The organism is Pseudomonas sp. IT-P171 (assembly GCF_949767765.1).
Taxonomy (GTDB): domain Bacteria; phylum Pseudomonadota; class Gammaproteobacteria; order Pseudomonadales; family Pseudomonadaceae; genus Aquipseudomonas; species Aquipseudomonas fluorescens_B.
In genome coordinates, this window is sequence record NZ_CATKQN010000003.1 from 121,044 (window position 1) to 147,609 (window position 26,566).

Below are 26,566 nucleotides of genomic sequence, written 5' to 3' on the forward strand. Positions count from 1 at the left end.
GCGGCTATCAGCCGAAGGTAAAGGCATACGCCGAGACGCCGGGGTCGAGAAACTCGATGCTGAAGGTTCGATCCATGACACCGCCGGGTTGGCGCACCAATTGATACAAACGTTGCTCAGTCACGCTGCCACTGCCATCGGGGGCGACATCCGTACCGTGGGCATCACCGGGGGCTTTTCCGTCAATCAGGACTTTGAAGCGCACCGGTTTACCATCGGCGGCAGGCCCCAACACCAGGTGCAGATCGCGAGCGTGGAAGCGGTAGACGATGCGACTGGCTGGCGCGCTTGAGGTGGCTCGCTCCGAACCGACAGTCCACTGACCGCCCAGGCTCCAGTCATTCAGGGCCAGTTGCGACGGCGGGTTATAGGTGGTCGACTTGTCGGGAACCAGACTGGTTTCGGGGACGAAATGCTCCGAGCGCTGGTAGCCGACATAGGTTTCCGGTGACTGCACTTCGTTCATGTCCGGCGCGCGTTGAACACCCTCGGCACTGGCATTGATCAACCCGTCGGCCACCTTGGCGGCGCCCGCCTCACGCAGCAATTGCTGGATCACCCGCTCCGACTCAGCGTAATCGCCTTCGCCAAAGTGGTGGTAGCGAATGCGCCCCTGAGCGTCGGCAAAATAGTGGGCGGGCCAGTATTCGTTGTTGAAGGCACGCCAGATCTTGTAGTCGTTATCGATGGCCACCGGGTAGGTGATGCCCAGGTCCTTCATGGCTTTGGTGACGTTGCCTACATTGCGTTCGAAAGCGAATTCGGGCGCATGGACGCCGATCACCACCAGGCCCTGATCACGATACTTTTCGGCCCACGCCTTCACATAGGGCAGTGTGCGCAGGCAGTTGATGCAGGAGTAAGTCCAGAAATCCACCAACACCACTTTGCCCTTCAACGCCTGAGCAGTGAGAGGGGGTGAGTTGAGCCATTGCACGGCGCCGTCCAGCGGTGGGAGGTTGCCTTCGATCGGCAGCGCGCCCGGCTTTTGGTCTGCCGCTTTCATTGCACCACCGGGATTTGTCCCGCTTTCATTGGGTGACCTGGCCAACCGCCCAACCAGCGCCTGCTCGATACCGCTCGTGGACGCCGTCGAAACCCGCGCCAGAATCCCCGTATCAAGCCCCAGGGCAATCGCCGCCACACCTGCCAGCATCGCCGCGCCCAAACCTCGACGGACCCACTCGCCAGCACCGATGGAACGCTTCATCGCGGCGAAGACTTTGCCGCCCAACAGCAATGCCACCGCAAGGGAAGTGGCGGCGCCGGCGGCATAGGCCAACAGCAACAGGGTGGTTGCGATGCTTGCCCCTTGCAGCGCGGCGCCGGTCAGTACCAGCCCCAGAATCGGCCCGGCACATGGCGCCCAGAGCAGGCCGGTTGCAACGCCGATCAGGAACGAAGCGCCGGGACGCGGCCGCGAATCGGCACCGGCGGCTTCCGACAAACGACTGCCAGCCGCCACCAGCGGACGCGTCAGGCGCTCAGCCAGTTGCGGCAGCAACAACGTCAAGCCGAACAATGCAACAAATACCAATGCGAGCCAGCGCCCGTACTGGTTGAGTTGCACCACCCAGCCGCCCCCCACCGCGGCCAACGAGGCGACCAGCGCGAAGGTCAGTGCCATCCCCGCCAGCAGCGGCAAGCTGCTCTTCATGAACGGCTGCCCGGTGCGAGCGAAGACAAACGGCAGTACCGGCAAGATGCACGGGCTGACGATCGTCAGCACACCACCGAGATAAGCGAGAACCAGAAGCCACATTGCGTCGACCTGCATGAAATGAAAGAGAGGGTTAAGCCGCCTGTGGCTTGAAGGTCATCGCCAGACCGTTCATGCAATAACGCAGGCCGGTGGGCTTGGGCCCGTCATCGAAGACATGCCCCAGATGACCACCGCAACGCCGACAGTGAACCTCTTCGCGCAGCACGCCGAAGGATCGGTCCTGACGGGTCGCCACGGCCTTGTCCAGCGGCGCCCAGAAACTCGGCCAACCGGTGCGGCTGTCAAACTTCCTGGTGGATGAAAACAACGGCAGGTCGCAACCGGCACAGGCAAAGAGGCCCTCACGGTGCTCGTTGTTCAGCGCACTGCTGTAGGCCCGTTCGGTGCCCTCCTCGCGCAGTATTTCGTACTGCTCGGCGCTGAGCAGGGCGCGCCACTCGCTGTCGCTGTGGGTCACCTCGAAAATCTCCTCGGCACTGGCCTCACTGACCAGTGCGGAACGGGCGGAAAATTTTGGCAATACACCGATCACCAGGGCTGCAGCCCCCAGCCCGCCGCTCGCCAGTAGAAATTGTCGCCGTGAAAACATGGCCGTCTCCAATAATCCAAAGTGCCTTTCATGGAACACAGCCTAGGCTTGGGTTGATCGCCAAATCCTCACGGGAACTTAAACAATTCGTGATAACTCTGGCCCCGGAAAACCCGCACAATGCGCTCATTGCGCCGAAGGATTGAGCTTGATGGAACCGACCAAACGCGTCCTCGTGGTTGAGGACGACCTGCATATCGCCGACCTTATCTGCCTGCATCTACGCGATGAGCAGTTCGAGGTGGTGCACTGCGCCGATGGCAATGAAGGCATGCGACTGCTGCAGCAGGGAAACTGGGACGCACTGATCCTCGACCTGATGCTGCCGGGTGTCGACGGCCTGGAAATCTGTCGCCGCGCCCGCGCCATGGCCCGCTACACGCCGATCATCATCACCAGTGCGCGCTCCAGCGAAGTGCATCGGATACTGGGCCTGGAACTCGGTGCCGATGATTACCTGGCCAAACCCTTTTCCATGCTCGAGCTGGTCGCCCGGGTCAAGGCGCTGCTGCGGCGGGTCGACGCCATGGCGCGCAACCTGAAAATGGACGCCGGCAGCCTGATCATCGACGGCCTCTCCATCGATCCGATCACCCGCGAGGTGTCCCTTGACGGTCGGCGTCTCGACCTCACGCCACGGGAGTTCGACCTGCTGTATTTCTTCGCCCGCCAGCCTGGCAAAGTGTTTTCGCGCATGGACCTGCTCAATGCCGTGTGGGGTTACAGCCATGAAGGCTACGAGCACACGGTCAATACCCACATCAACCGCCTGCGGGCGAAGATCGAGGTCGATCCCGCACAACCGGTGCGCATCCTCACGGTGTGGGGCCGTGGCTACAAATTCGCCGCCCGGGAAGAACAGCCATGAAGCTGACCCTGACGCAACGGCTGTCTCTGGTTTTTGCCGTGCTGCTGTTGGTGTGCTGCGGCACCTCGGCCTGGATGCAGGTGCGTTCCAACCAGATGCATGAACAGGAAGTGGTGCAAGGGCTGTCCCGGGACCTGGCCCAACATATCGCCAGCGACACGGTGCTGATGGACACCCGGGGCCTGATGCCCGACGCCGTGCGAGACCTGTTCAGCAAGCTGATGCTGGTCAATCCCAGTGTCGAGGTCTATCTGCTCGACATCGGGGGCAGGATTGTCGGCAGCGCGGCGCCCGAAGGCCGGATTCACCGGGAACGGGTCGACCTGGCGCCCATCCAGCGCCTGCTCAAGGGTGATCCTCTGCCGATTCTCGGCGACGACCCGCGCAGCGTCGATGCGCGCAAGGTGTTCAGCGCGGCACCGCTGAAGGTCGACGGCAAACCTGTCGGTTATCTTTACGTGGTGTTGCTCGGCGAAGACCACGATCGCCTGGCGGAACGGGGCGCCACCAGCGCAGCCCTCAACACGGCCCTGCTGTCCATCGGACTGGTCGCATTGCTTTGCCTGATTGCCGGCCTCACCGCATTTGCCCTGATCACCCGGCCATTGCGCCGTTTGACCGAAACCGTCAGCCAGTTCGACATTGATGGCGTCCCGGCGACGCCACCCGTGCCAGCGCCGGCGGAAAAAACCGCCAGCCACGACGAAATCGCCATCCTCGACGCCACCTTCCGGCAGATGCAGGCGCGCCTCAGCGAACAATGGCGCTCGCTGACCCGCCAGGATCAGGAACGCCGCGAACTGGTGGCGAACATTTCCCACGACCTGCGTACGCCTTTGGCGTCGTTGCACGGTTATCTGGAAACCCTGTCGCTCAAGGACGCCACGCTGTCCCCCGCCGACCGTCGCCGCTACCTGGGCATCGCGCTGGACCAAAGCCGCAAGGTCGGTGGCCTGGCGCAATCGTTACTGGAGCTGGTGCGCCTGGAACACGGTTTCGTGCAGCCCGTGCTGGAGCGCTTCTCCCTGACCGACCTGGTGCAGGACATCTTCCAGAAATTCGAACTCACCGCCGAAGCGCGCCAGGTTGAACTGAAGGCCAGCTTCGCGCCCAACGTGGCGGCTGCTTGCGCAGACCTGGGGCTGATCGAGCGGGTTCTCACCAACCTGTTCGACAATGCCCTGCGTCATACCCCTCAAGGTGGGGACATCGAACTGAGCCTGCGCCCACAAGGATCGTTTATCGAAGTCACCGTCAGCGACACCGGCCCCGGCATCGCACCGGAACTGCGCGAAGGGTTGTTCCTGCGCCCGTTCAACATTGGCGGTGCACGACGCGATGGCGGACTCGGGCTGAGAATCGTGCATCGGATCCTGCAACTGCACGGTCGCGATATTCAGCTGATCGATGTGCCCGGACGTGGCGCGACCTTTCGCTTCACGTTACCGGTCGATCAACAGACCGCAGAGCAATGGGCGGTGCGCTCCATGAATCTGAATTCGCCAGGGAAATAGTTGCCGCAACCGATCCCGACATCACTTTTCGGCAAGGACGCTGTTCGATGCTCAATACCCAGCAAAACACCCCGCTGTGGGTTTACGCACTGTTTTTACTGCTCTGTTACTACGGCATCAAAGCCCTCTCCCCGACTCACGAAAGCAAAACTTCATTGCTGATCACACCGCCGATTTTGTTGGGTTGGTCGCTGTATTCGCTGAATCTGACGCTCAACCCGTCACTTACAATCAGTTGCTGGTTGGCTGCGGTCATCGCAGGTATCGGCGTCGCACTGCTGGTTTTTTCTCACAAGGGTATCGAGCTGGATCAATCGCAAACCGCGCTGATCGTGCCGGGCACCGCAAAAACCCTGTTGCTCTACCTTTTGTTTTTCGCCGTTAACTATTTCTTTGGCTATCAGGCCGAGGTTGATCCGGAGCACTCGGCCACGCTGCCGATGGTGTTGCTCAAGGCCTGTGCATCAGGCTTTGCGAGCGGTTTGTTCTGCGGACGTTCGATCCGGTTTCATCAGGTGTTCCGGTCCCTGAAGACCGCGCCCGCCGGGAATCCGTGACAACGCCGCCTAGGTCCAATAGATTAGGCGGCCTGAAAAGGCCCAGCGCTTTCTCGCCTCAACCCAAGTTTAAAGAAGTAGTGAAATTTCAATGTCCGATTCCAATACCGCTGAATCCGTAGTCACCTTGTCGTCCAAAGCGGAATACGAAAACTCCATCAATCTTTCACAGCACGTGCCCCAGGCCAAGACCATCAGCGAGATGGTTCTGGATGCTTTCCAGTCAACTCGTGAAAGCGATCAGATCCGCGAGCTGCGCGCCGCGATTCGCCAGGCCCACGACCGCTTCGACGACGACAAAGCCTATGAACTGATGGGCGAGCTCAAGCAACTCAAGGACGCCGAAGCCGCCGACATCGCGGCCCTCGAAGACCTGAGCAGCAAATTCTCGATCAGCCGCATTCTTTCCAGCTTCAAGGACGATCCGGCGTTTCAGGAAATCGTCTACGGCCTGGCATTGAAGGTGCTGAACCAGACGCATCTAGCCATCAGCAACCCGGCCAGTGGCAAGAGCAAAACCGCCCGAGCCAAGAAAGAAGTCGAAGTGTTCACCATCAGCAAGGATGGCGTGAGCGTCACCCTGCCGCTGCGTACTCCACGCTCGCGACTGAACGTTGACCGTGAAGCACTGGAATTCCTGGGCTTCACTTTCGTCGGCGAGGGCGATGAAGCCGAACTGGAAAACGAGACGTTCCTGGACAGCGCCGGGACAGAACAAGCGGTCAACCGCAAAAACATCATTACTGCACTCCAGCAGCAAACCGCATTCGATGGCTACAGCATCGCCGCGCAGTAACACGATTCATTGTAGCGAGTGAGCTTGCTCCAAGCGTTCCGACGTTGGGCTGCGTAGCGGCCCCAAGAATCTGACTGCAATTGTCGATTTTTGTGAGTGCTGCGCACTCAAGCGGGAGCAAGCTCCCTCGCCACAGGTAGCTCACTTGCACACTCGAGAGCCCCGCCCTAGAGCGGGGCTTTTTATTGCCCGCGATTCCGCTAAAAGCACGATTACTCTCACAGTATCGACACCCGAATAAACACTTCCCTTCACCCTTGAGCACCACGGGTCCGCCTGCGGGGAGCGTCAACTCACTTTCCAGCTCAAGACTTCAGTGGTGCGATTGCTGAGGTCATCATGCACACGACCCCTTTGTACCGTCAGTTAGCCAACCACTACCTCGACGCGATCCGCAGCGGCACCTTGAAAACCGGTGAACGGTTTCCCTCCATTCGGCTGATGATGGAAAAACACGCCGTCAGCCTGTCGACCGCCGTGCAGGTTTGCCGGGAGCTGGAGGACTACGGCGTGCTGGAAGCCCGCCCGCGTTCCGGCAACTACATTCGCCAGCCGGACACCTTGCCCAAACCTGTCGCGACCACGCCCCCGCCTCTCGACACCGACGTCTATCTCGGCATTCACGAGCAGGTGTCATCGGTACTCAAGGCCAGCCAGCGTGCGACGATCAAGGTCAATTTCGCCAGCGCGTACTGTGCGCCGGCGCTCTATCCGTTGAAGATTTTGCAGGAGCATATGATCAAGGCGCTGCGTCAGGATCATCATTTGCTGGGGGTTCAAGGCTCGACCTGCGGCAACCTCGCATTGCGCAGCATCCTGGCGCGACGGGCGCTGACCGCCAAAGCCAATTTGACTGCCGAGAAGATTGTGATCACCAACGGCGCAACCGAAGCCATCAACCTGGCCTTGCGTGCCGTGACCCAACCCGGTGACACCGTGGCCGTGGAGTCGCCGACCTTCTACGGCCTGCTGCAAATTCTCGAAAGCCTGAACCTGCGGGTACTGGAAGTCCCGGCAACGGCCCACGCGGGCATCAATCTGTTCGCACTGGAACAACTGCTGCAAAGCCCCGAACGGATTCGGGCGCTGATCGTCATTCCCAACCTGCAAAACCCCCTGGGCAGCATCATGCCCGACGCCAACAAGGCGCGGCTGGTGCAACTGTGTGCCGAGCACGGCACCGTGCTGATCGAAGATGACACCTATGGTGACCTGGTGGATACCGAGCAGCCATTGTCCACGCTCAAACACTGGGACTGCAGTGACAACGTGATCTATTGCGCCTCGCTGAACAAAACCCTGGCACCGGGCCTGCGCCTGGGCTGGATCAGCGCGGGAAAATGGCACGAGCGCGTGGAAATGCTCAAACACACCCAGACCCGCGGCTGTGAGACGTTGTCGCAACTGGCAGCAGGTGCGTTCATGAAAACACCGTCCTATGAGCGTTACCTGCGTCGCCTGAGGAAAACCCTGACGCAACAACGCCAACAGATGAGTGCCGCGATCACCCGCTATTTCCCACCCGGCACCTGCGTGACCGCCCCTCGGGGCGGTACATTGCTGTGGGTGGAGCTGCCTGGACACTGTTCGGCCATGGCGCTTTTTCGTGAGGCGCTGAAAGAGGGCATTCAGATTTCACCTGGGGATATCTTTTCCAATACCCAGCGCTTTGGCCACTTTGTGCGGATTGGGTGTGGGGCGCCGTATTCGCCGAAAATCGATGAGGCGTTGCAAACCCTTGGCCGCTTACTGGCAAAGCAAGGCTGACACCCACGGGGGGATTTTCAAATCGCTGGCTGGTGTAGACAAATGATATGCGGATCGTTATTCCAGTGCGGGAATCGCTCGGCGATCAGTGGGTCATGCCCGGGAATAACGTGGTCCTCGCTGTCAGCCAAACGGTCGATTTCAATAAACGCCTCAAGCGACTGCGCCAGATCATCAATGATCGGAAACGGACTGCGCTGGCGAATGTTCGCCCACAAATGCGCCGCATCCGACGCCAGAACAATCCACCCTCGCCCTGTATTCACCCGCACCACCTGGCTACCCGGCGTATGGCCGCCCACCGGGTGCAGCGTCACCCCGGGAACGACCTCGACCGTGCCGGTATGCAAGCGCAACCGGCCTTCGAACAGCGGTGGCAACGCCGACATGACGTCTTCGACTTCGTAGGTTTTGTTTACCGTGCGATGGGCCATTTTCGGGCCGGTGCAGAAGCGCAGTTCCGCTTCCTGCAAATGCACCGTGGCTTTTGGAAACAGCCCCAGGTTGCCCGCGTGATCCCAGTGCAAATGGGTAAGAATCAGGTTCTCGACCTGCGCCGGATCGATGTCCAGTTGGCGCAGGGATTCTTCCGGCAGGCGATACATCTGACGGTTGCGCCGATCCGCCGTAGCCGGTTGAAAACAGGTGTCGACCACGATGACCTGCTGCTCGTTGCGAATGACCCAGAAGTAGTAATCCAGTGGCATCGACGCATTGGGATCACCGCAGCAGGCGTCATAAAGAAAGTTCTCCCGCGCGGTGCGCTGGGCATTGGCGCCGACACGGATGGCGAACACTTCGTACACAGGAACGGACATTTTCACCTCCTGAATCAGGCCACAGCCGCTGTTTTGAGGGTCGGACGGAAGTCGAAATCGATCTCGTCGCTAATCCCCAGATCCTGCGCCAGCCGATGCAGGCCGCTGTAGTCACGCATGATCGTGGCGTTCTTGTTGCTCTCCCGGGTGTCGGCAATGATCAGCGCCGCATCCTCGACACCGAGTTGCGTCAGAATCGCCTCCCACATCGAGTAGTCCTGGGCGACAAAGGCACTCAGCGCCACCGACAACGTCTGTGCGAAAAATGCCCGCTGAGTCGGCTGCATGTTCGCGTACATGACCTTCGCCACTTCAGCGAGAATCTTGCTGTGAGCGTATTCGTCGCGGTTGTGCAGCTCTGCCACGCGGCGGTTTTGCGGTTGAATGGTTTGATCGTCGGCCAGCAGATCCAGGTAAGCGTTGACGCTGATCTCGGCCACCACCGCAAAGGTGATCGCCGCCAGGTCACGCTGCCATTGCTCGGGCAATTCTTCACGCAATGCGACAAGCCGCAGGTAGGTCACCGACGGCGGCAATTCCAGATCCTGATCGAGTGCGCGGTCCTCTTTGGTTCGCTCGATGGCGCGAAGATGCATGAGCGTGTGGTAGTGCTCGTCGATCAACGTCTGCTGCATCGCCTCGCGAAAATGCCAGTCGTTTTTGCCCAGGTACTGATTGGCGATGACGCTCAGCGCCGGATTCACGACGTGCTCTTCGGCCGTGACCGTGCGCAGGTTGTAGCCGATCCAGCCCCAGGTCACCACGGTGCTTTTGAGCTCGTCGCTCAGGGCCTGGAATTTCGGGTGATGGAAGAACGGCACCATGCACTCTGGATAATCCGGGCGTGCCGGATCGAACGCTTCGCTGGCCGAGGCCTTGTCCGGCGCGCACACCGTGGCCCTTTTGGTCCAGGCCTGATTAAGCCGCACGACCAGTTGATGATCGACCTTGGCGATCTCGATTGCTGTTTGCATGACGCGATACCTGTAGGACGCGTACCCGCTGAGGGGTACGCCGATGAAATAGTGAGCGACGGATGAATCAGGCCAGCCAGTAGCGGGTCAGGTTTCGCGCCGGGTCAGTGTATCGACTGCGGGCGTGGATCATTCGCCAGTTGTCCCAAATCAGCATGCAGCCGTCGGGAATCAGCACCGGCGTGTTGTGCTGGATGAAATATTCCTCGCCGAGCAGCGCGAACCTGGCCAAGGGCGATGAACTGCTCGTCACCTTCGATTGCTGCAAATCGTCCTCGGAAGGATTCACATCGCCGTAGTGAAACTGGTTGTAGCTGAAGCGGAAAATGTCCCCCTCCTCTGTAGGCGTCAGGATGTACTCCTTGACCCTGGTTTGCGCCGCCTCACCCGGTTTGGCGGTGGCGACGAACTCCACGGGTGTGTCGTCGATCCATTCACGCAGCTCGGGTTCGGTGCGTTCAAGGAACCGCAGGAGCTCATACCCGTCCACCAGCCCCGTATGCCCGCCACCGCATGTCGCTTGTTGGTGACAATGCAACGCCAGATAACGCGGCGGCGGTCCATAGACCGGCGCTTCGGTGTGCGGGCCGATGCCGTTCATGCTCTGGGAGTACGGCAACGCTTCATACCCCGGCTTACGGGTAATGGCGAACGCCGTCTGCCCGTTGAATTGCGGAATGATCCGCCCGAACTCCAGCAGCGTGCCGACGACATCGTAGGCAAATTCGGCTGGGGTCAGCACCGTCCAGCCACGGGACGACAATTCATCATGGCGATGGCCCAGTGAAACGTAAGGTGTAGACGCAACAATCCCTTGATCTGACATGGTGGTGTTCCTGGCGGTTTATCAGGCGTTAACGGTTGAGGTGTAAGCGGCAATGAATTCGCGACAGGCGTTGCCCGGTCGGTAGCGTTGTTCGTCGATGCTTTGCACGGGCGTGATTTCGGCTGCGGTGCCCGTCAGAAAACACTCATCGAAGTCGCCAAGCTCCGTAGGAAGAATCGTGCGCTCCACCACCTGGTAATCCAGCGCGCCGGCCAATTCGATGATGGTCTGACGGGTGATGCCATTGAGAAAACAATCGGGCAGCGGCGTGTGCAACGTCCGGTCCTTGACGAAGAACACGTTGGCGCTGGTGGCTTCGGCGACGTGGCCGCGCCAGTCAAGCATCAGCGCATCGTGATAGCCGTTGTTTTCCGCGTCGTGCTTGCTGAGTGTGGCGATCTGGTAATGCCCGGACGCCTTGGCTTCGAACGGGCTGCTGCTGGGTGGCGGACGACGCCACTCGGCGGTCTTCAAGCGAATGCCGCCCATGTGCCCCGCCGGGTCGAAGTAACTCGGCCATTGCCAGCAGGCGATCGCCACGTGCACACGGTTGAAGCGCGCCGACGTGGAGATCATTTCACTGCCGCGCCACGCCACCGGCCGTAGATAACCGTCGACCACGTTGTTGCGTTGCAGCAGTTCATGGCTGGCCGCTTCCAGTTCGGCCAGCTCGTAGGGAATCGCGAAATCCATCAACTGCGCCGAGCGATACAGGCGCTCGCTGTGTTCACGCAGTTTGAAGATCTTGCCGTTGTAGACACGCTCCCCTTCGTACACGGTGCTCGCGTAATGCAAACCATGGGTCAGCACATGCAAGCGCGCCTCGGACCACTCGACGAACTCGCCGTCGAGCCAGATAAAACCTTCTCGCTGATCAAACGGAATACTGCTCATGTCCCTATCTCCTGATTAATCGTCCTACGCCGTTTCGAGCAGGACCGGTATCAATTCGGGCACCGCTACTGGCTCCGGCTGAAAGAAAAACGAGCGCTCGCCAAACGCCGGCCGCAGCTCATCGAACCAGGTCGCGTGCGGATCGAACCGCGCATAGAAGGTGCGCAATACCCACTGCGGATCGCGCGCCTGAAGAAACTGCAACACGAAGACTTTTTCCCCGGCCAGGGTCTCGATGCCGTTGATCAACACCTTCCCGTAAAACGTGCTCATGGATGGCCCGCGCACCGTACGCGCCAGCCCGGACACCGTTCGGTAAGCCGCCTGGAAAATCTCGAAAGCCCGTGCCAGCGGCATCGCGAAGTAGTGGCTCGGCCCGGTATCGCGCTCGACAAACATGTAATAAGGCACCGCTCCCAGCCGCACGCCCTCAGTCCAGAGCGCCGCCCAATCGGCGGGGTTTTCGTTGATGTGGCGGATCACCGGCGCCTGCATGCGCAAGGTCGCCCCGGTGGAGCGAATGCGCTCGACGGCCTCGCGGGCGATGCCCTGGAGGATCTCCACCGGGTGGTTGTAGTGCCCCATGACCGACAGGTGTTTGCCCGCCGCGACGATCCGTTTAAACAGCTCCAACAGTTCCGGCGCGTCCTTGTCGCTGACAAACCGTTGCGGCCAGTACGCCACGGATTTGGTGCCGATGCGGATGCTTTTGAGGTGGGGCAGCTCCAGCAGCGGCTCGATGTACCCCGCCAGCGATCGGGTGTTCATGATCATCGGGTCGCCCCCGGTGATGAGCACGTCGGTCACCTCGGTGTGCACCCGCAGGTAGTTCACCAGCTCCTGGGACTCACGCGCGTTGAACTTGAGTTCTTCCTCGCCGATGAACTGCGCCCAGCGGAAACAGAACGTGCAGTACGCGTGACACGTCTGACCGGCACCGGGGAAAAACAGCACGGTCTCGCGGTACTTGTGCTGTATGCCTGGCAGGACTTTTCCGTCGAGGGTCGCGCCGTTGTGTGTCAGCTGCCCGGCCGGATGCGGGTTCATGCGCAGCCAGATCGCCTCGATCCGACGCTTGATGGCGACGGCGTCATCCCGTTCGATCAGTTGCTTGAGCGACGCGTACTCGTCCGGCAGCAACATGTCCTTGTGGGGGAAGGTCATGCGGAAAATCGGGTCATCCGGAATGTTGTTCCAGTCGATCAGCGTGCCGAGGACGTAGTCATTGGTGCGAAATGGCATGACCCGGGCCACTACGGTCATGGCCTCCTGCAGCGCTGGCGTCAGTTTTTGCCAGTACGGCGTGTCGCGAATGGTGCGTGAGTTATAAGGTTTGTATCTTTCCTGCTCCGACAGTCCCTGCATGGCAGCGCTCCTGGTGATTGCCTGGCGGTTTTTACTGAATGGCAGGCGCTACGCGCTCTATGTCCATCCAGGCCCGGACGCTGTCGCGATCCCATTGCCGGCGCACATAGGCCGCGAGCCGCGCAGGAACGCGATCGCCATTGGCGACCAGTCGGTTGAGCATGATTGCCAGGTCCGTGTCGGCGATGCTCCAGTCTCCGAACAGATGGTCCGCGCCCTCCTCCAGCAACCGGTCGGCGACAAAGAACAGCCTTGCGACAGCTGCCTGGGCTTCATCCGACAACGGGGTTTCTTTCTTGCCGAAGTAAATGAGGTCGGCCGGACGCTCTTTGCGAATGACCAACAGATCACTGCGCAACCAGGCCTGGAGCTGACGGGCGCGGGCGCGTTGCTTGATGTCCAGCGGGAACAGTTTGGGATGCCCCGGCGCTATTTCATCCAGGTATTCGGCAATGGCCGACGATTCCGACAATGCGAAACCTTCGTGAACCAAGGTGGGGATCTTGCAGGTCAACGAGACATCTTGATAACTCGCCTGATAGTTCTCACGCGCTTTCAAGTCCAGCGTGACAAGTTCAAACGAAAGTTGCTTTTCTTTCAACGCCACATAGGTCGACATTGCAAAAGCACTGACAAAATCTGCGCCAACATAAAGTTTCAGCTTCGTACTTTCCATAGAACGCTCCCTTGCTTAACCACAATAATCCGTTGCATTGGAAACGATCGTAGTTAGTTGGTTAAGCGCTGAACAGATACAGAAATTATCTGTTTCTACGGATACAGAACTTCAAAAATCCAGCGGACAGAAACAAAAAAGGGAGTCTGCGAATGCGGACTCCCTGGTGGGTAACAGAGGGGAAGATCGAGCGTGTCAGACCGTGGCGTCTGCCGCACTGGAGAGCTGCGCCATCTGGGGCATGTTGCTCATGTTGAGCATCGCCAGCGGCTCAGTGGCGCTGGTGTTGACGAAACCGTGGCGGGTCCAGGCTGGCACCAGCAACACGTCGCCGGGGCTGACGTTTACTGCATCGGCATCGCCCAGGGTCAACGCGCCGCTGCCGGATTGAATGATGAACAGGTGCCACCACGAATGCGCATGGCCGTTCAGCGTCGTGCCGGGTTTCAACCATTGCATGGACACCGCCATCCCTGGCGTCAACTTGCAGCCTTCGGTGCTGTCGTCGTGGGCCAGCGCGACAATATCGACCTCGCTGTCCTTGAGGTTCTGACGTATGCCTGTGAGTTCATCCCCCTTCCACACCCGGGCATTGACCGGCGGTTGGTTCAAACTCTGGCGAAAGTCCTTATATGAAAAAAACCCACCTTGAATGTTATTCATCCGCACACACCGACTTATTATCGACTTTGAGTGACCAGACACTAGGCGAACAATCAATCACTGTAAAGCCGAGTAACTAACACTCACAACACCGAAGGCCGCAGCGCCACAATCATGTCAACTTCCACGGCGGCATTTTTCGGTAACTGATAAACGCCGACAGTGGTTCGCGTATGTTTCCCCGCATCGCCCAGCACATGACTGAAGACATCCGATGCACCGTTGGCCACTTCACTGAGATCAACAAAGTCCGCCGTACACTTCACGTACACCGTGACCCGTATCAACGACTTGATCTTGTCCAGCGAACCGATGGCATCGACGATCAGTGCCAGCCCGCGCATGGCGCTGATGCTGGCGGCCGCTTGGGCATCCGCCAGGCTGAGCTCAAGCCCGACCCTGCCCGGGTATTGCATTTTGCCGCTCATGCGCGGGACCAGGCCGCTGACGTAGATTTCATCGTGATGCCGCACTAGCGGTGCGTAACGTCCGCCCACGGTGTTCTCGCCGTAGATGTCGTAGTTGAGTTCTTTCGCCAGGGCGATGAACCGCTCGTCACACGACATTTTTTGCTCAATCATTCACTCAACCCTCTTAAACCAATAATGCTTGGAACTTTGATCCCGAAGGCTCAACCCACGGCTCTCGCCGGCGCCGCCAGGCAGGTGACTTCGACGCGCGACTCGATCGCCTCTGCCAGGCGCAGCAGGTTGTCGCTGAGCTGCCCGTAGTTTTCGTCGAACAAAACGATGTGGCCGATAAACGACGTGTTGTCCTTCACCAGTGCGGTGACTGAATCACTGAGGCGCTTGGCGTACACCGCCTCGACCAGCTCGATGTCCAGCTCCCGGGCCAGGGTTTCGATGTCCGGCACGTAGCGCAAAAGACCACCGGCCGGCGCCCGGAGCAGACGAATGCCGCAATAGCCACGGGCAACGGGGTCGTGATGGTCGACCTTGCCTTCCACCGCCCAGCGGACCCAGCGTTCCCATGGATCGAAATCGATGAACGCCAGACGCGCCAGGTCCCAGATGTGCATGCCGCCGGGGCGCATGTTGGTTTCCACCGCCGAGGTCAGGCCGTCGCGGCGCAGGAAGACCTCGTTGTGATAGGCGCCGTTTTCCAGCGACACCAGTCCGGACATGTGTCGGCCGGCAGCCGCCAGGCGCGCCTGTACGTCAGCCGCCAGCGGCGCCGGCACCACTTGCTGGATCTCCGCGCGATAGGCGCCTTCGGTGGTGGTTTTCTCGGTGACCCAGGTGCTGCCCGCGACGTAATCCCAGCTGTATTCACGGGCGTTCTGAATCAACTCTTCGAGGACGATGCCGCCTTCGCGATAGGGCTTGAGCGCCTGCCAGGCGTCGTCACATTCGGACGGATGATGGATAACGCGGCAACCTCGGCTGGCGCCTTCGCAGGCCGGTTTGATGAAGGCCTTGCCGCCCAGTTCGACCACCCGCTGACGCAGTTCCCCCAGGCTTTCGATACGTGCGGAAAACACCGGGCGGTAGTCCTCCGGCGCTGTGTCGGCGGCCGCTTCCAGCTTGCGAAAAATCTGTTTGTCCAGCCCCGCCCGCGCCTCGCCGGGGGTAATGCCGGGAAGGTCGAAACGGGTGGCTAACGCGGCACCCAGCAACACACCACGGTCGGAAAATGGCAGGACGCCGATCAGCTTCCAGCGATCGGCACCCAGGCAACCGACCAGCAGATCGACGGAATCGGCGATGTCCTGCGGCGCCATCGAGGCCGTGCAGACGTGATCCGCGACCTGATCGTCATCGGGCTGAATCTGCTCGACCACCAGGATCAACCTGGCGTTATAGAGTGTCTTGCAGAGGTCGCGCAGCTTCTGGATATCGTGAACCCGGTTGCCGTTGTACCCGACCACTACTACGCATGACGTGGTGTTCATGAAACCTCCGACCTGTGGAGTAAAAAACGCAAACGCGGTGACTCAGTCGTGCAGTGACGCGTTGGCCCTACGGTTGAGCCAGTACCAGGCGAGAATGCCGCCCGCGCCGATAGCGGCCAGTACCAGTGCGCTATAGGGCGGTGGCATGACTCGCATGATCAACACCGTCAGCCCGGCGCCAACGCCCAGGGACACTTCCTTGACGAACATGTTGTTTTGTTTGACGGAGAAGTAATCGAGATAGCTGAACGCGCACTCGGCGATGGACAGCAGCGCCACCCAGATCAACGCGCCGGCGAGGGTTTCGACGTGGAACGCATCCGGCGACGAGAGCACGGCGAAGCCGCCGATGATGATCCCGATGACAGCAACCACTTTGAAGCGCCCGGTACGCTCGATCAGTTTCATCACCGGCACCTGGGCGAACACCACCACGGCGCTGTTGAGGATCAGCATCAAGCCGTACCAGGCCGGCAATTCACCGGTCTTGAGCAGGATCGCCTGGGGCAGGATCGAGAACACGCCGAACAGCTTGATACCCATGATGACGCCAGCGATCACCCACGGCAGCTTGTTACGCCAGCCGCTGCCGTCGTGGGTGTTTGGTTGGGCGACTACCGACTGCGTGGTGAAGGTCGCGCCCATGGCGATGGGCAGGCACAGCAGGACGAAACCCGCGGCACCGAGGAAAAACAGGGTTGGGGTCAGCAGCGGGGAAAGCAGGATCAACCCCGCCACCAGACTGCCCATGTTCATGGCGACACGGTTGTAGGCCGCGCCCTCTTTGGTCTGGGCGGCTTCGCTCTTGATCAGGTAACCGGCAATGGCAATGCCGTAGGCGAACAACGCTGCGGCAAACATCACAATGCCCTGGTTGCTGGTGACTGCCAGCAACACCAATCCGAGGGCGGCGCACATGAGCGTAACGCTCAGTGACCGACGGCCGAGCACCAGCAATGTCAGCGGCAGCAGCAACAGCAAGGCCCGATACCCGAGGGCGAGGATGCTGTTGGTGGCGGTGTCGAGCCAGACGTTGGCCTTGCCCAGCACGGCAAACAGCGACACGGCGGTGATGATCCGGATCGTGAACAGGCGAATGTTGATCACCGGTTTGGCGACGGCGACCGTTGTTTGAACACTCATGCAACACCTCTGGAACCAGCGACTGTTCAGGCGTCCAGCGCGAACAATCAGGAAAGTCTGTAAGGTGATGGTAGAGAGAGTCGCTTGTTTTCATCAGAGCAAGTTCGTATAGAATCAAACGAACTTTACTGCCGGAGAGACCAGTAAAATGCAGGTTCAGCGAGCAGTGATCGCCGCCATCGAGTTCCAGCCGGGAGTGCCGCTGGTCCAGCAGATCGTCGATCAATTGTCGGTGGCGATCAGCCAGGGCGGGCTGCCTCACGGCTCGCGGCTGCCGCCGATTCGCGAACTCTCCGAGCTGATGAACGTGGGCAAGTCCACGGTGGTGGATGCGCTGGACCGCCTGCGGGCCAAGGGTCTGGTGGTTTCACGCCAGGGTTCGGGGCATTACGTGCACCGTTCCAGCCTCACGCTCAAGACCGATGCCGGCCCGGACCTGCAACCTCAAGACACACTGAGCGTGGTCCGCCGCGCGGTACTGCAGGACAATGGCGCGCTGCGCCCGGGTGCCGGTTTCCTGCCGTCCTCGTGGCTACCGGCAGAAGAATTGCTGAAAGCCGTGCGCGGCACCCTGCGCGCAACCTCCCTGCGCATGGGCGAATACGGCGTCGCTGCCGGTTACCTGCCGCTGCGCGAAGCGTTGCGGGTCAAACTGGCGACCTTGGGCATCGAAGTGCCGGTGGACCAGATCATCACCACCGCGAACACCGTGCAGGCCATCGACATGCTGATGCGTCTGCTGGTCAAACCCGGCGACACGGTGCTGCTCGACGATCCGTGCTACTTCACCATGCACACCAACCTGGCCTTGCATGGCGCTCGGGTCATCACCATTCCCCGTGCCGCCGAGGGCATGGACCTGGACGCCTTGGAACAATTGCTGATTACCCATCGGCCCGTGCTCTACATGACCAATAACACCCTGCACAACCCGACCGGGCACTCGTTCTCCCCGGCGCAGGTCTATCGCTTGCTGGAGTTGAGCCACCGTTATGGCTTTCACATCGTCGAAGATGATTTGTATTGCGATATGCAACAACGAACCACGCCGCGCCTGGCAGCAGGTGGGCTGGACAATGTCAGTTATGTCTCCGGTTTCTCCAAGACCCTGACGGCGAACAGTCGGGTCAGCTATGCGGTGCTTTCGCCGCAACTGGCAGCACGGATGGTCACCCTGAAAATGGCCTGCGGTGGCATGACGTCGGAACTGGCGGAGCAGATTATCTGCACCATGCTCAGTGATGGCAGCTACGCCAAACACACGCGGCGCACGGTGGATCGGCTTTACGAATCGAGCAGTCGGGTGTCGAGCTGGCTGGTGGAGGCGGGTTGTTCCGTTTCTTCGCTGCCGCATGAAGGGTTGTTCATCTGGACGCGTCTGCCCGAAGGGCATCATGCCGAAACGTTGGCGAGGAAGGGTCTGGACATCGACCTGGTGCTGGCGCCTGGCACCCTGCTCAGCAAAGCGCCGGATGCCAGTCACTTTCTGCGTTTCAACGTGGCGCACAGCGATAACCTTCAGGTGCGGGAGCGGTTTCTCCGGTTGCTAGACGATTGCAAAAAGTAACCGCATCACTCCCCTGTGGCGAGGGAGCTTGCTCCCGCTGGAGTGCGAAGCGATCCCCTGCATTTTCTTCTGAGATACCGAATTTATAGGCCTAAGCGATTGCTGCGCAGCCGAGCGGGAGCAAGCTCCCTCGCCACAGGGGACCGCGTCGGACACAGCAATTGCTGGCGGCTTGACATCCACCGCCACCAGATCGCTACGATTGTGATCCCCGCCTCCCGCACGCTAACTTCGATGCATCGCTGCCAATTCAGCGACCGGGCCTGATAACTCGAACACGATGTAGGCACCCATCGGAGTTCTCCTTTATGCACGCCCACAATCCGTTCAAAATTTATGCATCTGTGCCAGCTGTCCCCGTCACCTCCCAACCACAGGAGGTGCCCAATGACCAACCCTCAAGACCTGGAAACCATCGACATCACCCCCTTATCCTTCCACGCCAACCAACCGCTGTTCCGCATCAACCGTGGCGTCCCGCGATAGCGACCGGTATGCCTGGGCATCGCATTTTCTGCAGGATATGAGCAAGGCCATCATCGATGATGTGGCGAAGGTGCTCGATGCACCGTGTAACAACGGGACGTAAATGAAAAAGCCCCGCCCTTTTCTCAAAGGGCGGGGCTTTTTTAGCAATTCCATCATTTGCTCAAACAGCTGCCAGTCGATCAACCATGTCAGGGAATTTCTCCACCAGCCTGATCAGCAAGGCAGCTTGGGCATTAGGTCTCGATTTTTCCTGCTCCCAATTCCTCAGGGTGCTCGGACTGGTTCGAATACGCTTGGCAAAAACGGCTTGAGACATATGTAACTTTTCTCGCAGTGCAACGATCTCTTGCGCCCCTACCTCAGGCGCAGGGATGTCCTCAATTGACGTATTGCGCAACGTGATCTTGCCTTCGCGTTGAGCCGCCATCTCATCAACGCCCTGCATCAATTCTGCAAACAGGTCGCGCTTTTTCATGGGGTACCCCGTACTTTCAACTCTGTCTCTATGGCTTTCTTGAGCGCTTTCTCTTGGTCGGCGCTCAAATTCTCAAGCTCATCTTTGTCATAAATTGCAAACATCCAGAACTGGCCATCATTCATAAGCCAATAATAGATAACCCGCAAGCCACCTCGCCTGCCTTTACCTCGACGGCCATCTGCCCAGCGCAGCTTTCGGAAGCCGCCTGTTCGAGGCATGACATCGCCGGCCTGCGGATTCAGCTGCATATGGGTTTGCAACACACGATACGCATCGTCCGTCAGATAATTGCCAACGGTGGCAGTGAAGGAAGAGGTTTCGAAGAATACGGTTCGCACTGACAAACTATAGGCAATTTGCTTATAGTAAGGCAACCGATGAATGATCTACCTGACGAGCTGTCCTGGCTTTCAATCCACTGGAAAACCCTCAATAAAAAACCCCGCGCCTTTTCTCAAAGGGCGGGGTTTTTCGTTACAGCATCCGACGCTTAAGGCGCGTACGTCAGCAACAACTCGCTTGGCACTTTGAAGTCCAGGGACATCATCACGCTCAACGCGGTAATGGTGAAGATCGAGAACACGAACAGCTTGCGTGCCCAGACCGTGTCATCCACTGCCTTGTAGCCGGTCCAGGCCATGTACAGCCAGTACATGCCCATGGCCGCGGCGACGGCGAGGTAGCTCATGCCGGCGTATCCGCTGAAGGTCAGCATCAAGGTCGCCACGAGGAAGGCCAGGATGTAGATCAGGATGTGCTTTTTCGCCACTTGAATCCCGCGCTTCACCGGCAACACCGGAATCGAGGCGGCCAGGTAATCGTTGAAGCGGAAGATCGCGATGGCGTAGGAATGCGGCATCTGCCACAGGCTGAACATCACCAGCAGCGTCAGTGCGGCCATGTCGAAGCTGTTGGTCACAGCGACGTAACCGATCACCGGCGGCATCGCCCCCGACAGACTGCCCACCAGCGTGCCGTGAACCGACTTGCGCTTGAGGTACAGGCTGTAGAAGCCGACGTAGATGACGAAACCGATCACCGCGAACAGCGCAGCCAACGGGTTGGCCACCTTGTACAACAGCGCAACGCCGGCAACACCCAGGACGGTCGCGAAGACCAGGGCCAGTTTCAGGGAGATCAGGCCCTGGACCAGCACCCGGTTCTTGGTACGTTCCATCTTCAGGTCGATGTCGCGGTCGATGCAGTTGTTGAACACGCAACCGGAAGCGACCACCAGGGACGTGCCGATCATGGCGGCCAGGAAGATGGCCAGATCGACATGCCCTTTCGAGGCCAGGAAAAATCCGCCTGCCACTGAAAGCACGTTACCGAAAATGATCCCCGGTTTGGTGATTTGGATAAAGTGCTTCAAGGACATCCGGATTTACCTCACTTCGCCATCATGTTGGTGTGGATGCTGAACATGATCCACAGCGACAGGCCAACCAGCAGGACAATCACGATCGCGGCGAACACAAATGCAATCACGTTGTTACGCTGCGCGGCGGAACGGTCCAGGTGGAGGAAGTACACCAGGTGCACCAGCACCTGGATCACCGCAAACGCCAGGACGATCCACAGGGTGAGCGATTTCGGCAGCGACGGGTACATCACCAGGCCGAAAGGAATGACGGTCAGGATCACCGACAGGATGAAGCCGATAGCGTAAGACTTGACGCTGCCGTGGCTAGCGTCGTGGCTATCGTGGGAATGAGCGTTAGCCATTTACATAGTCCCCATCAGATAAACAACGGTGAATACGCAGATCCACACCACGTCCAGGAAGTGCCAGAACAGGCTCAGGCAGCTCAGACGGGTCTTGTTGGTCGCCGTCAGGCCGTTTTTCTGCACCTGGTACATCATGATCGCCATCCAGATCAGACCGCTGGTCACGTGCAGACCGTGGGTGCCGACCAGGGTGAAGAACCCGGACAGGAAGCCGCTGCGGCTAGGACCGAAGCCCTCGGAGATCAGCATGTGGAACTCGTTGATCTCCATGCCGATGAAGCCGGCACCGAACAGGAAGGTCATGGCCAGCCAGCCCAGGACCTGGTTCTTCTTGCCCTTGAACAACGCCAGCATGGCGAAGCCGTAGGTGATCGAGCTGAACAGCAGCAGAGCGGTTTCGCCCAGTACGTATGGCAGCTCGAAGATGTCGTGGCCCGACGGGCCACCCGCTACGTTGTTAACCAGTACCGCGTACGCCGCGAAGATCGACGCAAACAGAATGCAGTCGGTCATCAGGTAGAGCCAGAAACCGAATACGGTCATCTCGCCCGAGTCGTGGTGATGGTCATCGTGCCCATGTCCATCGACATGGGTGTGTCCAGCATTGGTCACTAAGTTCGACATGGTTTAAGCCTGTTCCAACGAGGTTTCAACACGGGTGGCGGAGGCTGGGATTTTCCCGGCCGCGACCAGACGCTTGTGCTGCTCGGCTTCAATGCGCTCGATCACGTCGACCGGCACCATATAGCCTTGATCATCGCGGGCAGCGTGGATCACGAAGTAGCCCACGGTGCCGACCAGGCCAACGATGGCCAGCCACCAGATGTGCCAGATCATCGCGAAACCGAACACGGTCAACAGAGCACCCATGACCAGGCCGGTCGCGGTGTTGTTTGGCATGTGGATCGGTTCGTAACGAGCAGGAGCCTGGTACGCGGTACCGTTTTCCTTGGCTTCGGTGAACGGATCGATGGTTTCCGCTTTTGGCAGCACGGCGAAGTTGTAGAACGGTGGTGGCGACGAGGTCGACCATTCCAGCGTGTGGGCATTCCACGGGTCGCCGTGTTCGCACATGTTTTCCGGCTTGTTGCGGTCACGCACGCTGACGTACAGCTGAATCAGCTGGCAGGCGATGCCCACAGCGATCATCACCGCACCGAACATGGCGACGTACAGGTACGGCACCCACTCAGGGTTGGTGGTGGCGTTCAGACGACGGGTCATGCCCATGAAGCCCAGTGCATAGAGCGGCATGAACGCGACGAAGAAGCCCGAGATCCAGAACCAGAACGCTGCCTTGCCCCAACCTTCGTGCAGCTTGAAGCCGAACGCTTTAGGGAAGTAGAAGCCGAAGCCGGCGATGTAACCGAATACCGCACCGCCGATGATCACGTTGTGGAAGTGAGCGATCACGAACAGGCTGTTGTGCAGGACGAAGTCCGCACCCGGAATGGCCAGCAGTACGCCGGTCATGCCGCCGATGGCGAAGGTCACCATGAAGCCCAGGGTCCACAGAACCTGGCTGGTGAAACGCAGACGCCCTTGGTAAATGGTGAACAGCCAGTTGAACAGCTTCACCCCCGTCGGGATCGAAATCAGCATCGTCGCCAGACCGAAGAAGGCGTTGACGCTGGCACCCGAACCCATGGTGAAGAAGTGGTGCAGCCAGACCATGAAGCCCAGAATCGAGATCGCGCCCGATGCATAGACCATCGAGTGGTGGCCGAACAGACGCTTGCCGGTGAAGGTCGAGATGACTTCGGAGAAGATCCCGAACGCCGGCAGAATCAGGATGTAAACCTCGGGGTGACCCCAGGCCCAGAACAGGTTGACGTACATCATCGGATTGCCACCAAGTTCATTGGTGAAAATGTGGAAATCCATGTAACGGTCAAGTGTCAGCAGTGCCAGGGTAGCGGTCAGGATCGGGAACGAAGCCACGATCAGGACGTTGGCCCAGGTGCAGGTCCAGGTGAAGATCGGCATGTCCATCAGCTTCATGCCAGGGGTACGCATCTTCAGCACGGTGGCCAGGAAGTTGACCCCCGTCAGCGTCGTACCCAACCCGGAGAGCTGTAGCGCCCAGATGTAGTAATCCATCCCCACGCCCGGGCTGTATTGCAGGCCCGACAGCGGTGGATAGGCAACCCAGCCGGTCTTGGCGAATTCGCCGACGCCCAGGGACAGGTTGATCAGCACGACGCCGGAGACCAGCAGCCAGAAGCTCAGGGAGTTCAGGAACGGGTAGGCAACGTCACGCGCGCCGATCTGCAGCGGCACTGCAAGGTTCATCAGGCCGGTGAAGAATGGCATCGCCATGAAGATGATCATGATCACACCGTGAGCGGTGAAGATCTGGTCATAGTGTTCAGGTGGCAGGTAGCCAGGCGAACCCTCGGTGGCCATGGCCAACTGGGTACGCATCATGATGGCGTCGGCAAAACCGCGCAGCAGCATGACCATGGCAACGATGATGTACATCACGCCGATTTTCTTGTGGTCGACCGAGGTCAGCCACTCGGACCACAGGTAGGTCCACTTCTTGAAATAGGTGATTGCAGCGAACAGCGCCAGACCACCGAGCGCGATCATGGCGATGGTCACCATCACGATCGGTTCGTGGAACGGGACCGCTTCCCAACTTAATTTACCAAACATCGTTTACTCCTCTGCCCCGGCAGCTGAATGCGAACTCATGTCCATCCCTTCCGTGGCGGCCACTTCGTGCTCTTTCTTCTCGTGGTGCAGCGGCTTGCCCGGTTTCATGCCTTCGTACTTGTCGACGATGATCTGGAACAGGTTCGGCGTGACCGAGGAGTAGAGCTCGACTGGGTTGTTCTGGCTTGGCTTGGAAAGGGCTTCGTATTCAGCTTTTTCAAGCTGTTTAGGTGCCTTTTTGACTTCGCTGACCCAGGCGTCGAAATCTTCCTGGGAAGTGGCGATAGCTTTGAACTTCATACCGGTGAAACCAGCACCGCTGTAGTTGGCGGAGATACCGTCCATTTCAGCGTTCTGGTTGGCGATCAGGTGCAGTTTGGTCTGCATGCCGGCCATCGCGTAGATCTGGCCGCCCAGCGCCGGGATGAAGAACGAGTTCATCACGGAGTCCGAAGTCACCTTGAAGTTGATCGGCGTGTGCGCCGGGAACACGATCTTGTTGACGGTGGCGATGCCTTGCTCCGGATAGATGAACATCCACTTCCAGTCCAGCGCGACCACTTCAATGGTGATTGGCTTGACGTCGGATTCCAGCGGCTTGTAAGGGTCCAGCGCGTGGGTCGACTTGTAGGTGACGTAACCCAGGGCAATGATGATCAGCACCGGAACAGCCCACACCGCGATTTCGATCTTGGTGGAGTGCGACCACTTTGGCGTGTAGACGGCGTCAGTGTTGGACGCGCGGTATTTCCAGGCGAACAGGAACGTCATGATGATGACCGGAACCACGACCAACAGCATCAGCAGCGTTGCGGTGATGATCAGGTTTCGCTCGTCCAGGCCAACCTGGCCCTTGGGATCGAGCAAGGTCATGTTGCAGCCTGACAGCAGCAATGTGCCGATCAGCGGCAATAAGCCTAGTAGTCTGGGGTACCTGTTTTTACTCATCTCACGACCTCTAAAGCAGCTTGCGCAATGCAGTTGGGTTTTGATCGCCAACACTTCACCCTGCCAAGGGTTGGCATTTTCTTGGATTGAATAAGTGGCTGCCCGTCGCGCGTCAGACGCTGCTCGACAAATCCTGGGCCAGCGGTGAGTTCTTATTCGAATTCGTGGTCAAAGGCCTTGTTACAGACCAATTCCATTTGGTGCGGATAGTTGGAAGGCACCGACACCAGAGGCATCGCATGAAGCCATCCGGCTTCTCGACGTCCTATTGCTGCTCATGCACCTGAGTCAGGGTGAGCAGTGCCGGGAATTCAGTGCGGGCGATTGTAGATATGTAACGATTCATAAACCATGTCTCATCCCGAAATAATTTTTATCCATTCCAGCAACAATCCTTGACGTTTTTTGCAAAAGTGCGCCATGTTATCGAAATTGATTCTCAACAAAAACACCAAAAATAGTAGGTCTACCGCACGCAGTTCAGACAGTATCGAAGGCTCTGCCCTCCCCTTCGACCCAGCCCAAGCCCCCATGTGACAAGGGTTCTGGCAATTTGCCAGAGCCTGTTAAAACGGCCTGTTCCAGGTTGAGAGCGTTGAGGCCAGCAGCGAAATAATCAGACCAATTTCATTGCGTCTACACGTACCAATCCGACTCGTTGAAACGTCTTGCGACACTCGCACTGTGACAACATGTCGCACATGTGCCGCACCCGTTCTTGTCGCGCATCAAGGTCTTTTTTTCCGCACCCCTGAAAGGCAAAACGCCCCGGCCCTCTCAACGAGGGCCGGGGCGTTTTCAGGTGTTATTCAGCGATGCGGCGAATGACCTCAGTGCAGCGTCTTGCGGTTACGCGAAGTGAGCAACGGCACCAGCACCACCACCAGTACAAAAGCGATCAACGCCCACTGTGCCAGCGACAGACCGAGGATCGGCGGGTACGGCGTGGAGCAGAAACCATCGACCTGGAACCCCAGCGGGAAGATCTTCGCCAGCGGCAGGCCATCGACAATCGGCTGCAACACATCGATGCCGCAGCTGACCGCCGGATAGAACTGGGTATAGACGTGATGCCCGGCTACGCCGACGCCTGCCAGGGCGCAGATCACCACCAGAGTTTCAAACACCGTGATGCTGCGGCGGGTGCGCATCGCCGCACCGATGAACGCGAAGATGGCGATCAGCAGCAAGGCATAGCGTTGCAGGATGCACAGCGGGCACGGTGCCTCGCCCAGTACGATTTGCATGTACAGCGCGCCACCGATCAGCGCCAGGCAGATGATGCCCAGCAACACCAGGTAGCGCCGCTCACGGCCCAACCGCATCGTTTCCTCGCTCATTGCGTTTCCCTTCTAGATATCGATTGACCGGAAGTCTACACGCTGGCCCGGACCTTGGAGAGCCCGGGGCGCATGGAATAGATGTCGGGAAATAAACGATAAGGCGGTTAAGAAGGGATTAAATTCGGGCTGTTTCCAGAGATTTGCATGATCCCACGACCGCATCGCCAGCAGGCTGGCTCCCACAGTGGCGGGCTCTCACCCTGGAATGTACTCACAGGCTGGCCCACCTTGGAAGTGCATTCAACTGTGGGAGCCAGCCTGCTGGCGATG

At 59.1% G+C, this 26,566-nt stretch carries 26 protein-coding genes and 1 pseudogene; 7 read left to right on the forward strand and 20 right to left on the reverse strand.

The window, feature by feature from the left end; all coding sequences use genetic code 11:
- Positions 1-7: 7 nt before the first annotated feature.
- Entirely contained in the window at positions 8-1,762 is a 1,755-nt protein-coding gene (locus ACM6I5_RS02815; RefSeq protein ID WP_414883145.1) for a cytochrome c biogenesis protein DipZ, read from the reverse strand.
- A gap of 31 nt (positions 1,763-1,793) precedes the next feature.
- Positions 1,794-2,312: a peptide-methionine (R)-S-oxide reductase MsrB gene (gene msrB / locus ACM6I5_RS02820; RefSeq protein ID WP_414883146.1), complete on the reverse strand. Its 519-nt coding sequence runs from the start codon at positions 2,310-2,312 to the stop codon at positions 1,794-1,796.
- Between the two features lie 151 nt (positions 2,313-2,463).
- Between msrB and ACM6I5_RS02825 the strand changes: the two genes are divergently transcribed.
- From ACM6I5_RS02825 to ACM6I5_RS02845, 5 genes are all read left to right on the forward strand, one after another.
- Positions 2,464-3,180 (forward strand): response regulator transcription factor, encoded by a 717-nt coding sequence (locus tag ACM6I5_RS02825; RefSeq protein WP_017340354.1) that lies wholly within the window; start codon positions 2,464-2,466, stop codon positions 3,178-3,180.
- The gene (locus tag ACM6I5_RS02830; RefSeq protein WP_414879423.1) at positions 3,177-4,694 is read left to right on the forward strand and encodes a sensor histidine kinase; all 1,518 of its coding nucleotides are present in this window, start codon (positions 3,177-3,179) and stop codon (positions 4,692-4,694) included. Before ACM6I5_RS02825 ends, ACM6I5_RS02830 begins: the two co-directional genes overlap by 4 nt.
- Before the next feature lie 47 nt (positions 4,695-4,741).
- Positions 4,742-5,251 (forward strand): DUF6622 family protein, encoded by a 510-nt coding sequence (locus ACM6I5_RS02835; protein ID WP_414883147.1) that lies wholly within the window; start codon positions 4,742-4,744, stop codon positions 5,249-5,251.
- A gap of 91 nt (positions 5,252-5,342) precedes the next feature.
- Positions 5,343-6,047, forward strand: coding sequence for a hypothetical protein (locus tag ACM6I5_RS02840; RefSeq protein WP_017340357.1), 705 nt, complete (start codon positions 5,343-5,345; stop codon positions 6,045-6,047).
- Positions 6,048-6,386: 339 nt separating this feature from the next.
- Complete coding sequence (locus ACM6I5_RS02845) at positions 6,387-7,814, forward strand: PLP-dependent aminotransferase family protein (RefSeq protein ID WP_414883148.1); 1,428 nt, start codon at positions 6,387-6,389, stop codon at positions 7,812-7,814.
- Positions 7,815-7,831: 17 nt separating this feature from the next.
- Here ACM6I5_RS02845 and ACM6I5_RS02850 read toward each other — a convergent pair whose 3' ends face one another.
- The 10 genes from ACM6I5_RS02850 to ACM6I5_RS02895 form a co-directional block, all read right to left on the reverse strand.
- Positions 7,832-8,632 (reverse strand): N-acyl homoserine lactonase family protein, encoded by an 801-nt coding sequence (locus ACM6I5_RS02850; protein ID WP_414879420.1) that lies wholly within the window; start codon positions 8,630-8,632, stop codon positions 7,832-7,834.
- A gap of 14 nt (positions 8,633-8,646) precedes the next feature.
- Positions 8,647-9,606 (reverse strand): diiron oxygenase, encoded by a 960-nt coding sequence (locus tag ACM6I5_RS02855; RefSeq protein WP_414883149.1) that lies wholly within the window; start codon positions 9,604-9,606, stop codon positions 8,647-8,649.
- A 67-nt stretch (positions 9,607-9,673) separates the two neighbouring features.
- The gene (locus tag ACM6I5_RS02860; RefSeq protein ID WP_017340361.1) at positions 9,674-10,432 is read right to left on the reverse strand and encodes a TauD/TfdA family dioxygenase; all 759 of its coding nucleotides are present in this window, start codon (positions 10,430-10,432) and stop codon (positions 9,674-9,676) included.
- Between the two features lie 21 nt (positions 10,433-10,453).
- Complete coding sequence (locus ACM6I5_RS02865; protein WP_414879418.1) at positions 10,454-11,326, reverse strand: branched-chain amino acid aminotransferase; 873 nt, start codon at positions 11,324-11,326, stop codon at positions 10,454-10,456.
- Positions 11,327-11,350: 24 nt separating this feature from the next.
- On the reverse strand, positions 11,351-12,691 hold the full coding sequence (locus tag ACM6I5_RS02870; RefSeq protein ID WP_414883150.1) for a KamA family radical SAM protein: 1,341 nt from the start codon (positions 12,689-12,691) through the stop codon (positions 11,351-11,353).
- A 31-nt stretch (positions 12,692-12,722) separates the two neighbouring features.
- The gene (gene yfcF, locus ACM6I5_RS02875) at positions 12,723-13,367 is read right to left on the reverse strand and encodes a glutathione transferase (RefSeq protein WP_414883151.1); all 645 of its coding nucleotides are present in this window, start codon (positions 13,365-13,367) and stop codon (positions 12,723-12,725) included.
- A 195-nt stretch (positions 13,368-13,562) separates the two neighbouring features.
- Complete coding sequence (locus tag ACM6I5_RS02880; RefSeq protein WP_414883152.1) at positions 13,563-14,030, reverse strand: cupin domain-containing protein; 468 nt, start codon at positions 14,028-14,030, stop codon at positions 13,563-13,565.
- 83 nt (positions 14,031-14,113) lie between these two features.
- A complete protein-coding gene (locus ACM6I5_RS02885) occupies positions 14,114-14,611 on the reverse strand; it encodes a RidA family protein (protein WP_017340366.1) in 498 nt (165 codons plus the stop codon).
- 50 nt (positions 14,612-14,661) lie between these two features.
- On the reverse strand, positions 14,662-15,942 hold the full coding sequence (locus ACM6I5_RS02890; RefSeq protein WP_414879415.1) for an ATP-grasp domain-containing protein: 1,281 nt from the start codon (positions 15,940-15,942) through the stop codon (positions 14,662-14,664).
- Positions 15,943-15,984: 42 nt separating this feature from the next.
- Positions 15,985-17,085 (reverse strand): hypothetical protein, encoded by a 1,101-nt coding sequence (locus ACM6I5_RS02895; RefSeq protein ID WP_017340368.1) that lies wholly within the window; start codon positions 17,083-17,085, stop codon positions 15,985-15,987.
- Positions 17,086-17,233: 148 nt separating this feature from the next.
- On the opposite strand from ACM6I5_RS02895, the gene ACM6I5_RS02900 reads away from it, so the two are divergent.
- Positions 17,234-18,652, forward strand: a complete 1,419-nt coding sequence (locus tag ACM6I5_RS02900; RefSeq protein ID WP_017340369.1) for a PLP-dependent aminotransferase family protein — start codon at positions 17,234-17,236, stop codon at positions 18,650-18,652.
- Between the two features lie 387 nt (positions 18,653-19,039).
- A pseudogene (locus ACM6I5_RS02905) lies at positions 19,040-19,241 on the forward strand (DUF3077 domain-containing protein).
- 60 nt (positions 19,242-19,301) lie between these two features.
- Here ACM6I5_RS02905 and ACM6I5_RS02910 read toward each other — a convergent pair.
- From ACM6I5_RS02910 to ACM6I5_RS02945, 8 genes are all read right to left on the reverse strand, one after another.
- Positions 19,302-19,616 carry a helix-turn-helix domain-containing protein gene (locus ACM6I5_RS02910; protein WP_017340370.1) on the reverse strand — a complete coding sequence of 105 codons (315 nt, stop codon included), beginning with the start codon at positions 19,614-19,616 and terminating at the stop codon, positions 19,302-19,304.
- Positions 19,613-19,957, reverse strand: coding sequence for a toxin (locus tag ACM6I5_RS02915; RefSeq protein WP_414883183.1), 345 nt, complete (start codon positions 19,955-19,957; stop codon positions 19,613-19,615). Before ACM6I5_RS02915 ends, ACM6I5_RS02910 begins: the two co-directional genes overlap by 4 nt.
- 152 nt (positions 19,958-20,109) lie before the next feature.
- Positions 20,110-20,997: a heme o synthase gene (gene cyoE, locus ACM6I5_RS02920; protein ID WP_017340372.1), complete on the reverse strand. Its 888-nt coding sequence runs from the start codon at positions 20,995-20,997 to the stop codon at positions 20,110-20,112.
- Between the two features lie 11 nt (positions 20,998-21,008).
- On the reverse strand, positions 21,009-21,344 hold the full coding sequence (gene cyoD, locus ACM6I5_RS02925; RefSeq protein WP_017340373.1) for a cytochrome o ubiquinol oxidase subunit IV: 336 nt from the start codon (positions 21,342-21,344) through the stop codon (positions 21,009-21,011).
- Positions 21,345-21,971, reverse strand: a complete 627-nt coding sequence (locus ACM6I5_RS02930; RefSeq protein ID WP_008010573.1) for a cytochrome o ubiquinol oxidase subunit III — start codon at positions 21,969-21,971, stop codon at positions 21,345-21,347. It lies immediately after the preceding gene.
- A gap of 3 nt (positions 21,972-21,974) precedes the next feature.
- The gene (gene cyoB, locus ACM6I5_RS02935) at positions 21,975-24,005 is read right to left on the reverse strand and encodes a cytochrome o ubiquinol oxidase subunit I (RefSeq protein ID WP_017340375.1); all 2,031 of its coding nucleotides are present in this window, start codon (positions 24,003-24,005) and stop codon (positions 21,975-21,977) included.
- 3 nt (positions 24,006-24,008) lie between these two features.
- Positions 24,009-24,953, reverse strand: a complete 945-nt coding sequence (cyoA, locus tag ACM6I5_RS02940; RefSeq protein WP_017340376.1) for a ubiquinol oxidase subunit II — start codon at positions 24,951-24,953, stop codon at positions 24,009-24,011.
- Between the two features lie 830 nt (positions 24,954-25,783).
- Positions 25,784-26,293 (reverse strand): disulfide bond formation protein B, encoded by a 510-nt coding sequence (locus ACM6I5_RS02945; RefSeq protein WP_017340377.1) that lies wholly within the window; start codon positions 26,291-26,293, stop codon positions 25,784-25,786.
- Positions 26,294-26,566: the final 273 nt, after the last annotated feature.